Genomic DNA, 13891 nt, shown 5'->3' on the forward strand with positions numbered 1-13891 from the left:
GTGCGGGCTGGGAAGATCCATTCGCGAGCAGGCTCGCTCCCACATTGGATCTGTGTCGATCACAAATCAGTGCCTGACTCAGATCTCCTGTGGGAGCGAGCCTGCTCGCGAAGAGGCCGGTAAACCAGCCTCAATCTTTCAGACTGACCCGCTCCCGCAGATATTCAATAACCGCCCTACGTTCCCCCGCAAACTCGATCCGCCCGCCCTTCTTCTCCCGCTGAAACACATACATCGGGTCGTAATACTCACGCAGCAGCCCCTCGATCCAGCCGCGGTGCAGGTCCACCACGCCGCTGCGCGCCTGCTCCGCCAGCGCCGCTTCCATCAGATCGAACATCCGTCGATGCCGCTCACCGCCCAGGCGCTTCTGCACATTGTTCAGGCTTTCGAGCAATCGCTCAGCGAACAGCGCAAATCCTTCCTCGCCATGCACCGTGGAAAATTCAGCCGACAGATCCACCACGTAGTCGCGCAGGATTCGCTCTACGCGATCTTCAAAGCGGTCTTCCAGCCAGACCATCGGGTACTGCTGCATGCCTTGATACAGCGGTAGCGGCAACGCACAACTGCCCACTACCCGACTCTCATCCTCCAGCACAAACTGGCCGATACCGGCGTCGCGTTTCTTGAGAATGTCGATGGCCAGACGGTTCTCGAAATCGATATTCGACGGCTGCCCCGTGGCACGTTTGCCAAAACTGGAACCGCGATGATTGGCATGCCCTTCCAGATCCAGCCCGTTATGCAACTGCACCAGCACTTCGGTTTTACCGGTGCCGGTCATGCCACCGAGCAAGACGAAATCACATTGCGTGATGGCTTGCTCAAGGGTGTCGATCAGGAAATTGCGCATCGCCTTGTAACCGCCGCCGACGCGCGGATAGTCAATGCCGGCTTCGTCACGCAGCCACTGCTGGGTGATCTGGGAGCGCAAGCCGCCACGAAAACAATAGAGATAACCCTCGGGATGGCTTCGGGCGAAGTCGGCCCAGGCCTGGATGCGCTCGGCCTTCACCGCGCCGGACACCAGTTGATGACCCAATTCGATGGCCGCTTGCTGCCCGTGCTGTTTGTAGCAAGTGCCGATCTTCTGCCGCTCGATGTCGTTCATCAGCGGCAGATTGATCACGCCCGGAAACGCGCCGTGGGCGAATTCGACCGGCGCGCGGGCATCCATCAGCGGCCGGTCGTTGAGGAAGATGTCGCGGTAATCCGTGCAGTCGCGGAGCATCAAATCACCTCGACTGCGTGGCTCTGTCGCTCAACCAGTTCGCCGATGGGCGCCAGGTTCAGGCCCAGTTCGGCGGCGACCGCGAGGAACTCGTCATTGCCTTCAGGCGTGACCGCAATCAACAGACCGCCACTGGTTTGCGGGTCGCACAGCACGCGTTTGTGCAACTCTTGCACCCGGCCGACCTTGCTCGAATAACTGTCGAAATTACGCAGCGTGCCACCGGGCACGCAACCCTGTTCGAGGTAATACTCGACGCTGTCCAGACGTGGCACGCGGTCATAGCCGATACGGGCCGTCAGCTGGCTGCCATCGGCCATTTCCACCAGATGCCCGAGCAAGCCGAAACCGGTGACGTCGGTCATCGCGGTAACGCCGGCCAGTTTGCCGAAGCGGCTGCCGGGCTTGTTCAGCGTACACATCCAGTCGCGGGCGACGCCGACGTCGCTGTGGCGCAACTTGCCCTTCTTCTCGGCGGTGGTGAGGATGCCGATGCCCAGCGGTTTGGTCAGGTACAACAGGCAACCGGCGGTGGCGGTGTCGTTGCGCTTCATGTGGCGCTTTTCCACAAGGCCGGTAACCGCAAGGCCAAAGATCGGCTCCGGCGCATCGATCGAGTGCCCGCCCGCCAACGGAATCCCCGCCGCGTCGCACACTGCACGCCCACCACGGATCACTTCCCGCGCCACTTCCGGCGCCAGCACATTCACCGGCCAGCCGAGGATCGCAATCGCCATCAACGGATCACCGCCCATGGCATAGATGTCGCTGATCGCGTTGGTGGCGGCAATGCGCCCGAAATCGAAAGGGTCATCGACAATCGGCATGAAAAAGTCCGTGGTCGACACCACACCGCGCTCGGCATCGATCTCATACACCGCCGCGTCATCACGCGAGGCATTGCCGACCCACAGTTTCGGATCAAGGTTCTGCGCACCGCTGCCGGCCAGAATCACTTCCAGCACCTGCGGGGAAATCTTGCAGCCGCAACCGGCACCGTGGCTGTATTGGGTCAGACGAATCGGCTCGCTCATGGGGGGGGCAGTCTCTTTCAAGGAATGGGGCGGATTCTAGCAGAGCACGGACTGACAATTTGCCTGGTGACTGTCATGACGCCTTCGCGAGCCGGCCCGCGAAAGCTATCGAACAGTCAATGAGCACTGCACTGCAAAACGCAGAAAGAGCCCTGATGAAAAATCATTTGTCACTGGTCGACGGTTCCTACATCGATTTCACTGGTTACATGTTTGGGCTACGGCGGGTTGCGTCTTTGCCTACAACGACGCCAGAATCGGCCGGCTTGTGTGCCTTGCGTGCTGTGCCTATTGTTTCTCGGTCGCTGAAATACAGCGGTCGGGCTTGGCGGCCCGGAAAGGTGTTGCAGGTTCTGTCATGAAAGTTTCAGGCACTTATGAGTGCCGGACTCACTTTATGGCGGGTTGCACATGGATTCCTTCGGGGATGCCGATTCACCTTTCTCGGTCCGCCAACCCTGTGCAACCTGCCACCCAATCTGCTTGGCGGCAGATGGGGTCAGTCCATCGATTTGAAAGGTGATTTCACAATGGTCAAAGTAACTCCGGATCCCCCCAGCACCATGTTCATGCTCGCCCCCAACATCGACACCGAATCCCTCCTCGCCAACGCCTGCGAATCATTGGCCTCTGCCAAAGTGATGCTGGCCGAATTTGCCGCACTGCTAAACGGCCCAAACCGCAGCATCGCGCTGGGCATCGCCCAGATCGTCATGCTCGGTGAACTTGCAGTCAGCCGGGCCTTGGACAATATCGACCCGCAACAATAAAGATCAAAAGATCGCAGCCTGCGTCAGCGCCTACAGGAAAACGCGAATTCCCGTGTAAGAGCTGCCGCAGGCTGCGATCTTTTGCCTAACCCAAAAAAAACCGCCCTTTCGGGCGGTTAAAAGTGCTTCGACCCTAAATCAGAAGCCAAGGCTGAAGCTGACGGTCATCGCGTGGTCGTTGTTGTCGTTCGACAATTGGCCCGAGTAGCCGATACCGAGTTTGCCGGTCGGGCTGATCTGGAAGTCCACGCCCGCTTCGACGATGGCACTGTCCTTGGCAATCGGTACGCCCTGAGTGCTGAACGAGGCGCCGCCGTCGATGAAGGTCAGATCCGCGTCAGGCTTGGTGTCGCCAAAGGCATGCCGCCAGCCGACGGCCGCGCGCGGGGTGAATTGCCCGCCGTTGGCCAGGGTGATGACTTTGCCAGCGCGCAGGCCGAGGGTGGAGAAGGTGATGTCTTGATCGGCATCGGCCTTCAGACGCCCTACTCCGCCTTTTTCCTTGGCCTTGTCGGTGTCGTAGTTGACGTAAGCGAGACCGGCGAACGGTTCGAGGGCAATGCCGCCGGCATCAATCGTGTAACCGACTTCACCGAACACCTGGGCGCTGCGTGCATCGTAGTTGGCCTTCAAGCGGTCGTTGTAGGTACCGACGCTGACGTCGCGCTTGGTCTCGATGTCGTGCCAGCTGTAAGCGGCGCCGAGGCGCACGGCCAGTGCGTCGAACTGCGAGTTGAGGTACGCCGCCAGGTGATAGCTCTCGACCGTCGCATTGGAGCGACGATCATGCGCGTCGAGGTCGCTGCGGGTGTAACCGGCCGCCATGCCCACGCGCCACTGATCATCGAGTTGCTTGTCGGTGCCGAGCATGAAGCCGCTGAGGTTGCGATCAAGCTTGGCGCTGTTGCTGTCGCCATCCGATTCACCCCAAGCGCCGAGTGCGCGCGCCCAGCCAACCATTTCGCCGTGGCAACCGTTGCTGCTCAGTTGGTTGTCGCTTGGCGCCAGGGCGCGGCGTGGATCATCCGGCGCGCTGCACGACGGCTGGCGCATGCGATCGTTGACGGCCTCCCGCACGTAGCGCGAATCCTCAAGGATTGCGCTGGCGGTGCTGGCGTGGATTTCGCCGGACAGGCTGTCGAAGGCGTTACGCGCACCGGCCACGCTGAGGTTGACGATTTCGTTCTGCAACGCAGCGCCCGCCGCACCGTTACGCGACAACGCCGACGCGGTGTTGCGCTGGTTGTCCGTGGCCGCCACATCGGCGAACGAGTTGCCGTTGCGGCTGACCGCCAGGGTCACCGAATCGGCACCGTAGACCAGCGAGCTGTTGAGGAAAGCGTACTGCGGCAAATCTGCACTGCTGAAGGTGCCGGTGACACCGCCGCCCGCCGTGATCAGCGAATACACGGTGTTGCCGGTGAACGGTGCGAGCGAATTCACCTGCAAGCCGCCGCCAAGCGCCGCCGTACCGCCGACTGCCAGCGGTGTAGCGGTTGCCGAACTGATGGTCAGCGCCAGCACACCGGTAGGAGCATTGCTCAGGTTACCGGCGACGCTCAGGGTGCCAGCCTCGCCACCCGAAACCACCAAACCATTGTTGACCACCGACCCGACGCTGCCGTTACCGCTCAGCGCAGCGCCGTTGGCCACGGTGACTTGCCCGCCCAACGAGGCCCGCGCCGCGCGGCTGCCGACTTGCAGCACGCCTTGATCGACCGACACGGTGCCGCTGAACGGATTGTCACCGGTCAACAACAAGGTGCCCGTGCCGCGTTTGGCCATGGCGCCCAGTCCGCTCAGCGATCCATTGAACTGGCCATTGAAGTTCTGCAGGAAAAACAGCGAAGCGTTGTTGAGGATGTTGCCTTGCAGGCTGGTGGTGTTACCGATCAGCGTACCGCCGCTGACCGTGGTGCCACCGCTGTAAGTGTTGGCGCCGCTCAGTACCAAGGTGCCGGAATCCAGTTTCTCGATGCCGCCCGTGCCCACCAGCGGTGTGGAGATTTCCGCGCTCGCACCGGCATTGACCCGCACGGGTGCGAGACTGCCGTCGGCACCGTTGACCGGAGTCAGCGTGCCGCCAGCCCCGGGAATCAGGCTGTAACCGTTGGCGAGGAATTGCAGGCCGGTGAAGTTCTGATTGCCCTGGACGCTGACCGTACCGCCCTGCCCACCAAACACCGCGAACTGACCGTTGGACGCCAACGCCTGGGTGCCGGTCGGATCGGTCCAGTTGGTGTCCGGCCCCCACACACCGCTGCCGCCCCCGATGCTGCCATCAGGATTGGTGGTGCCGCCGTTCCAGAACTGCACCTCCCCCGGTGTGCCCTGCACCAGCAGATTGATCTGGTTGGCGATGGCGGTTTGCAAGGTCAGGTTGGCCGCCGAGACCGGCAGGCTGCCGTAGACCAGACCGTTGTTGGTCAGGCTGCCGCCGTAACTGAACAGTTGATAGACCCCGGTGCCGAAGCCGCCGGCATTGCTGATGTTCAGCGTGCCGTCGAGGGTCAGGTTGCCGGCGACGTTGACCACGGTTGTAGAACTGGTGGCCGAGCCGAGGCTGAAGTCCAGGTCGGTGCCTGAAGACAAGGCCAGCGAACCCACTGACAACGGCGTCGCCGTGCCGCCACCCGCCAGGGTCGCTCCGTCGGCCAGTTGCAGCGCCCCGCCGAGTTGCCCGCCACCGCCGATACTCGCACCGCTGGCGACGTTGACGCTGGCGCTGTTGAGCACGCCGTTCACAGTCAACGTGCCGGCCTGAACCGAGGTGTTGCCGGTGAAGGTGTTGTTGCCGGTCAGCAGCAATTGGCCGCTGCCGGTTTTGTTCAGCGTACCGGTGCCGGTGAGGTTGCCGGTGTAGCTGCCGTCAGCATTCTGCTCGAAGGTCAGCGCCGCGTTGTTGACGATCGCACCTTGCAGGCTGCTGGTGTCGCCGCGAGTATTGCCGCCGTTCAACGTGGTGCCACCGCTGTAGGTGTTGGCGCCACTGAGCACCAGGTCGCCGCTGCCGTTTTTCACCAGATTGCCAGTGCCGGTCACAGCGCCGAGCAACGTGGTGTTCTGGTTACCGGCCAGGGTCAGTTGCGCACCAAGGTTGATAGCGTTGGCCAGTTGCAGCACCGAAGTGCTGTCGAGCGTGCCGTTGCCGAGCACACTCAATGCGCCGCTGCTGATCGCGCTGTTGTTACCGAGGATCAGCGTGCCGCCGCTCAGTTGAGTGCCACCGCTGTAAGTGTTGCTGCCGTTGAGGGTCAGGCTCGAAGCGCCAGTCTTGATCAGACTGCCGCTGCCGCTGACCACACCGCCGAGCGTCAACGCATTGGAGCCGGCAACGTTCAAGCCACCGTTGAGCACCACATCGTTGGCGAGGCTGACGCTGGTGTTGCTGTCCAGCGCGGTGCCGTTGGCCGCCGTCAACACGCCAGTGCCGAGCGCCGCGTTATTGCCGACTACGATCTTGCCGCCATTGAGCACGGTGCCGCCGGTGTAACCGTTGGCGGCGTTGAGCACCAACGTGCCGGTGTCGTATTTGCCGAGGGTACCGGCACCATTGAGCGCTACGCCGATGGTCGCGGTGGCGTTCGGATCGACCCGCACCGAGGCGTTGCCGAGTGAACCATTGACCAGATTCAGCGAACCCGCCGTGCCGTTTTGCAGGCTGTAGCCATCGGTGACGAACTGCATGCCGGTGATGGTTTGCGCACCGTTGACGGTCACAGTACCCGCTGCGCCCTGGAACACTGCGAAGTTGTTGGTCCAGGCTTGATTGGTGGTGCCGTTGACGTCGGTCCAGTTGGTGGTGCCGGTGCCCCAGGTACCGCTGCCGCCGTCTACCGCGCCGTTGGCGACCAGTTGATTGCCGTCCCAAAACTGCACGGTGACGCCCGGTGCGGTAACCAGCAGGTTGATCTGGTTGGCCAGTGCGGTTTGCAGTTCCAGATCGCCCGGGGTGACGCTGCCCGGCACCGTGCCGATCAGCATGCCGTTGTCGGTCAGGCCGCCGGTGTAGTTGATCAGGCGATACACACCGCTGCCGAAGCCGCCGATGTCGCTGACGTTGAGGGTGCCGTCGAGGGTCAGGTTGCCGCCGACGTTGACCAGTGCGTTGCCGCCACCTGAGACCGGTGTGCCGAGCCCGACGTCGAAGTTGGAGTTGCCGTTTAACACCAGCGAATCCACCGACAAAGTGCTACCGGTAACGCCTGCCAGATGACCGCCATCCGCCACCGTCACCGCACCGGTCAGGGTGCCACTGCCGCCGAGAGTGCCACCGTTGTTGACCAGCACATTGCCGCTGGCCAGCGAGCCGTTGACCTGCAAGGTGCCGGCATTGACGTTGGTGTCGCCAGTAAGGGTGTTGTTGCCGGTCAGGGTCAATGTACCGCTGCCCAGCTTGGTCAACCCACCCGGATCGATGCCGTCCCTGAGGACGCCAGCGAATGTGCTGCTCTGGTTGTTGCCGCCGATGCTCAGGGTGTCAAAGTCACCGATGCTAACCGTACCGTCACCGGTCAGGCTGCCGATGCTGGTCGAATCGCCGATGTTGAGCGTGGAACCGACGGCAAGACTGACGGCGGCGTTATCACCCAGCGCGGTGCTGCCGACAGTGTTCAGGCTGCCGGCCAGTACATCGATCAGACCGTTGAAGGTGTTGTTGCCACTGAGCGTCAATACCGCCAGACCGTTCTTGGTCAACGTGCCAGCGCCGGCGATCACACCGCCCAGCGTCAGGCCACTGTTACCGGCAATGCTCAAATTGGCATTGACGTTGATGTTGTTGGCCAGCACCAGCGGTGCGGAGTAGTCGAGGGTCGAGGCGCCCGCCACGGTCAGTGCGCCGGAACCCAGCGAGGAGCCAGTGCCGATGGTCAGCGTGCCGGCGTTCAGCGTGGTGCCGCCGCTGTAGGTGTTGATGCCGTTGAGCGTCAGGTTCGACGCGCCGTTCTTGATCAGCCCACCAGCGCCGCTGACGACTCCCGCGAGGGTCAGGTTGTTGCTGCCGGTGTTGCTCAGGTTGGCGTTGAGCACGACGTTGTTGCCCAGGCTCAGCGCACTGTTGCTGTCCAGCGCCGAGGCGCCGGCCACAGTGAGGTTGCCCAGCCCCAGCGCCGAGTTGCTGCCGGCGGTGAGGGTGCCGGCATTGAGGTTGATGCCGCCGAGGAAGTTGTTATTGCCGCTCAGGGTCAGGTTGGCCGCACCGTTTTTAGTCAGGCTGCCGGCGCCGTTGACCGTGCCGGCCAGGGTCAGATCCGCCGTGCCGCCGATGCCGAGATTGCCGGCCAGATTGACCGCGTTGTTGACCGAAACGGCGGTGGCAGCATCCAGCGTGGTGCCGCCCGCCGCGTTCAGCGTGCCGGAGCCCAGTGCCGAGTTCGACGCCAGAATCAGTCCGCCCGCATTCAGAGCCACCGGGCCGAGGAAGGCATTGTTGCCGCCGAGAGTCAGGTTGGCCGCGCCGTTTTTGATCAGTCCGCCCGTGCCGCCGATCACGCCGTTGAGGGTCAGCGCATTGCTGCCGACCACGGTCAGGTTGCCGTTCAGTGTTGCGGCGTTGCCGAGGGTCACTGCGACGTTGCTGTCCAGTTGCGTACCGGCATTGGCGGTCAGCGTGCCGCTGCCCAGCGCGGTGTTGCTGCCGACGATGATCTTGCCGCCGTCCAGTTGCGTGCCGCCGCTGTAGGTGTTGGCGCCGTTGAGCACCAGGGTGCCTGCATCGAGTTTGTTGAGGATGCCGCTGCCATCGATGTTCACGCCAAGGGTGCCGGTCACGCCCGGATCGACGCGCACCGCCGTGGTGCCACCCGTGCCGTTGACCGCAGTCAGTTGCCCCGCGGCACCATTGACCAGGTTGTAGCCATCGGTTAGGAACTGCATGCCGGTAACCAACTGCGTGCCGTTAACCGTCACCGTACCCGCCGTACCCTGGAACACTGCGAAGTCGCCGGCCCAAGGCTGGTTGACCAGACCGTTGGCATCGGTCCAGTTGGTGCCGACCGCGTTCCAGATGCCGCTGCCGCCATCGACGACACCGTTGGCAATGGTCTGGCTGCCATCCCAGTAACGAATGTTGGAGTTCGGCGCCGACACTTGAATGTTGATCTGGTTGGCCACCCCGGTCTGCACCACCAGATCGCCCAGGGCGTAACCGACCGGCACAGCGGCAACGTCAAGACCGAGATTGGTCAGCGCACCGGTGTAGTTGAACAAGCGATACACACCGACACCGAAACCGCCGGCGTCGGTGACGTTGAGATTACCGTCGAGAGTAAGGTTGCCACCGACATTCATCAGTGACGCGGTCGAAGGGGTTCCCAGCGCCACATCGACGTTGCTGCCGGCAGCGAGGGTCAGCGCACCGGCGGACAGTTGGTTGCCCGACGACAACGCCAGATGCCCGCCGCTGTTGACGTTGATGGTACCGAGCGCGGAACCGGTACCGGTCAGGGTGCCGCCGGTATTGACGTTGACCTGCGCGCTCGCCAGCGAACCGCTGAGATCCACGGTGCCGCCATTGATCGCGGTGTTGCCGGTGATGCCATTGATTCCGGTGAGGTTCAGAGTGCCGGTGCCGACCTTGACCAGGCCACCGCTGCCACTGAGGCCGCCGTCGAAGGTGCTGGTGACGTCGCCGCTGCCGACGGTCAGCGTGTTGCTGCCGGTGAGCTGCACGTCGCCGCTGCCGGTCAGCGCGCCGAGGCTGGCGTCGCTGCCCAGATTCAGGCCGGCGCCAGCGCTGATATTCACGCCTGCGGTGTTGCCCAGCGCATTGCTGTTCAACGTGGTGACGCTGCCGGAGACGATATTCAGCGCGCCAGTGAACGTGTTGTTGCCGGCCAGGGTCAGGTCCGACAGACCGTTTTTGGTCAGGTTGCCGGCGCCATCGATGATGCCGTTGAGGCTCAAGTCATTGTTGCCCGCGACGGTCAGACCGGCGTTCAACGTGATCGCATTGCCGATGCCGAAGGAGGCGCTGTTATCCAGGGTTGCCGCGCCGCCAACAATCAACGCGCCAGTGCCCAAACCGTTGGCATTGCCCAGAGTCAGGGTGCCGGCGTTCAGAGTGGTACCGCCGCTGAAGGTGTTGTTGCCGTTGAGGGTCAGGTTGGCCGTGCCATCCTTGATCAACTGACCGGTGCCGCTGGTGACGCCGCCGAGGGTCAGGTTCTGCGTGCCGCCGACGGTCAGCGCCGCATTGAGGCCGACGGCGTTGTTCAGCGAAACCAGCGGCGAATTGCTGTCGAGTGTCGCAGCACCCGCAACGGTCAGTGCACCGGAGCCCAATGCCGAACTGTTGCCGACGGTCAGGGTGCCGGCGTTCAGGGTCGTGCCACCGAGGAAGTTGTTCGCCGCGTTGAGGATCAGATTGGCCGTACCGTTTTTCACCAGACTGCCGGCGCCGCTGACCAGGCCGGTCAGGGTCATGTTCGCCGTTCCGCCGATGTCCAACGCGCCGGCCAGCACTACCGCGTTGTTCAGGCTGACGGCGGTGTTGGCGTCCAGCGTCGTGCCTGCCGCCGCGTTCAATGTGCCGGAGCCCAGCGCGCTGTTGCTGCCGACAATCAGCTTGCCGGTGTTCAGCGCGGTGTTGCCGAAATAGGTGTTGGCACCGTTGAGGGTCAGGTCGGCGGCGCCATTCTTGACCAGCCCACCGATACCGGCGACCACGCCGCCGAGGGTCAGCGCATTGGTGCCGCCAACAGTCAGGGTGCCGCCGAGGTTGACGTTGTTGGCCAGGTTTGCAGCCGTGTTGGCATCCAGCGTGGTGCCGTTGGATGCGTTCAGTGCGCCGGTACCGATTGCTGTGTTGGAGCCGACGATCAGCGAACCGGCGTTCAGCGCCGTGGTGCCGGTGTAGGTGTTATTGCCGTTGAGCGTCAGGCTTGAGGCGCCGGTCTTGACCAGACTGCTACCGCCGCTGATCACGCCGCCAAGGGTCAGCGCGTTGGCGCCGCCCGCGGTGAGGTTGGCATTGAGGGTGATCGCGTTATTCAGGGTCACCGCCGAGCCGCTGTTGAGGGTGCCCGCCCCGGCCACGGTCAATGCGCCGGTGCCAAGTGCCGCGCTGTCGCCGACAGTCAGGCTGCCGGCGTTCAATGTGGTACCGCCGCTGAACGTATTGGCGCCGCTGAGGGTCAGGTTGGCCGCGCCGTTCTTGATCAACTGTCCGGCGCCGTTGATCACACCGGAGAGGGTCAGGCCGCTGCTGCCGCCGAGGGTCAGGGCACTGCTGTTGAGGTTGACGTTGTTGCTCAGGTTGACGGCGGTGTTGCTGTCCAGAGCTGAAACATCGATGACGTTCAGCGTACCGCTGCCCAACGCGGCAGCATTGCCCACGGTGAGGGTACCGGCGGCCAGCGTGGTACCGCCGAGATAGGTGTTGGCGCCGTTGAGAATCAGGTTGGCGAAACCGCGCTTGGTCAGCCCGCCACTGCCGCTGATGACACCGCCGAGAGTCAGGTCAGCGCTACCACGAACTTCCAGATCCCCCCCCAGGGAAACCGCGTTGGTCAATGCGACCGCGGTGCTGGCATCAAGCTTGGCGCCTGCCGCGGTCGTCAAGACACCGGTACCCAGCGCGGTGTTGGAGCCGACAATCAGCGTACCGGCATTGAGCGCAGTACCGCCGGCGTAGGTGTTGTTGCCGCTGAGGGTGAGGTCCGCCGTACCGTTCTTGATCAGGTTGCCGGCGCCACTGAGGACGCCGCTCAGGCCCAACGCCTGCGTACCGCCAATGGTCAGATCCGCCGCCAGCGCGACGGCGTTGGCGAGGGTCACCGCCGTGGTCGCATCCAGCGTGGTGCCGGCCGCCGCGCTCAACGCGCCAGTGCCCAGCGCGGTGTTGCTGCCGACAAACAGGCTGCCGGCGTTCAGCGCAGTGCTGCCGCTGTTCGTGTTGTTACCGGTCAGGGTCAGGCTGGCGGTGCCGGTTTTGGTAATCCCGCCGGTGCCGGACAACACGCCGCCCAGGGTCAGCGCATTGCTACCGAGCACGTTGAGGGCGCCAGTCATGGCGATGTTGTTGGCCAACGTGACGTTGGCCGTGCTGTCGAGGCTGGTGCCGGCGGCGGTGGTCAGCGCGCCGCTGCCAAGCGAATCGTTATTGGTCACCAGCAGGCTGCCGGCGCTGAGGGTGGTGGTGCCGGTGTAACCGCTGTTGGCGCCGCTGAGGGTCAGGCTGCCGGTACCGGTTTTGGTCAGGCCGCTGCTGCCGGTGATCAGGCCGCCGAGGGTCAGTGCGCCGGTGCCGCCAGCCGTCAATGTGCCGCCAAGGCTGATGGCGTTGCTCAGGTTGATCGTGCCGGGTGCGCTCAGGGTGGTCGCGCCGGTGACATTAAGAGTACCGGTGCTCAGCGCCAGGTTGTTGCCCAACTGCACGGTGCCGCCGTTGAGTGTGGTATTGCCCAGATAGGTGTTGGCGGCGCTGAGGTTCAACTGGCCGGCACCGACCTTGGTCAGGCCACCGCTGCCGGAAATCACCCCGCTCAGGGTAGTGGCGTTGCTGCCTTGCACGGTCACGCCGCCAGCGCCGAGGGAGATCAGGTTGCTGACGTTCAAGCCGGCATTGCTGGCCTGCAGGATCCCGCCGTTGGAGGTAATCACACCGCTGCCGAACGTGGCGTTGTTGTTGAACTGCGCGACACCGCCATTGAGCGTGGTCGCACCGCTCACCAATGGTCCCTGCAAGGTCCAGGTGCCGCTGTTGATGGTCAGGTTGTTGAAGTTGACGTAGGTGGCGCTCGACGCCGTTCCCGTCCCGGTCGTGCCGCCGCCGACGCCGATCGGGTTTTGCAGGATCAGGCTGTTGGTGCCGCCCGCGCCGCCATCGACGGTGCCGGTCGGGGCGAAGGTCAGGTTTATGCCGATGAGGCCACCGAGACCGACGCTGACCTGAACACCGTCACCGACGTTGACGCTGGAGCCGGTCACTGCGGTGAAGGTGTTGGTGCTCGCCGCGCCCATCGACACGCCGCCTGTGATCGCGCCGGCGTTGGTGAAGGTGTTGCCCGCCGCCGAGGTCTCGAAGGCGATCCGGCCGTTGATGACGCCGGTGCTGCTGTTGGTCATGTTGACCTGCGAGCCGCCGTAGACGCCGACCACCGGGGTATCGGCCAACGTAATGCCGCCGACCGAGAGTCCGGTCGAGGTGATGGTGCCGTTGTTGGTGATGCTGGTGGTACCGGCCGCCGCGTTGTTCACCGCGATACCCAGGCCATCGATGCTGGCCAGGTTGAGGCCGAGTAGCATGCCGGTGCCGCGAATGATCCCGCTGGCGTTGTTGAGCACGCTGACGGTACTCGTCGCACCGGTACCGATAAAGGCACCGCCGCTCAACACCGAGACCAGGCCAAGCAGCGCCGGATCGATGGTGCCGGAGTTGTTCAGGCTGATGTTGACCCCGGTCAGGTCCATCACGTGGCCGCCGAGGGTCGCGTTCATCTGCGCCCCGCTGTTGACGTTGACCGTCAGGCCGTTGGTCGCACTGCTGAAGTTGTTGAGAAACAGCGGCAGGCTCGGCACGCCGGTACAGGTCACGGTCGAGCCGGCTGTGGAGCACGTAGCCAGCGCCGGTGTGCTCACGCCGCCGAACAACAGCCCGGCGACGCTCAGATGCACAGCAAGGGAAAGTGGGGAAAAACGCGAGACGAGGGCGACACCAAACCTTGCTTCCACGGGCTACTCCTTGTCGTGGTCAATTCTTCCTTGAAGGCGTGCGAAGCCTGCTTATTCCACACGCGAATCAAGAGCGCGACGGTCATCACAAAACCGTTGATTGCTCACAAAGCTAGTAGACGCCCAGACATGGGGCACGGATTAAATGGTGTTAATACTTTAATACTAGCCCCTCTAAA

The 13891-nt window shown here is 63.4% G+C and carries 4 protein-coding genes; 1 reads left to right on the forward strand and 3 read right to left on the reverse strand.

The features are described from left to right. Positions 1 to 130: 130 nt before the first annotated feature. Together mnmH and selD are read right to left on the reverse strand one after the other, a co-directional pair. A complete protein-coding gene (gene mnmH / locus PSH79_RS17930) occupies positions 131 to 1234 on the reverse strand; it encodes a tRNA 2-selenouridine(34) synthase MnmH (RefSeq protein WP_305438773.1) in 1104 nt (367 codons plus the stop codon). After that, on the reverse strand, positions 1234 to 2268 hold the full coding sequence (selD, locus tag PSH79_RS17935; RefSeq protein WP_305438774.1) for a selenide, water dikinase SelD: 1035 nt from the start codon (positions 2266 to 2268) through the stop codon (positions 1234 to 1236). Before selD ends, mnmH begins: the two co-directional genes overlap by 1 nt. 530 nt (positions 2269 to 2798) lie before the next feature. On the opposite strand from selD, the gene PSH79_RS17940 reads away from it, so the two are divergent. After that, positions 2799 to 3038: a DUF6124 family protein gene (locus PSH79_RS17940; protein ID WP_305438775.1), complete on the forward strand. Its 240-nt coding sequence runs from the start codon at positions 2799 to 2801 to the stop codon at positions 3036 to 3038. Positions 3039 to 3176: 138 nt separating this feature from the next. Here PSH79_RS17940 and PSH79_RS17945 read toward each other — a convergent pair whose 3' ends face one another. Then, a complete protein-coding gene (locus PSH79_RS17945; protein WP_305438776.1) occupies positions 3177 to 13712 on the reverse strand; it encodes an autotransporter-associated beta strand repeat-containing protein in 10536 nt (3511 codons plus the stop codon). Positions 13713 to 13891 lie beyond the last annotated feature (179 nt).

Source organism: Pseudomonas sp. FP2196 (genome assembly GCF_030687715.1).
Classification (GTDB): Bacteria; Pseudomonadota; Gammaproteobacteria; order Pseudomonadales; family Pseudomonadaceae; genus Aquipseudomonas.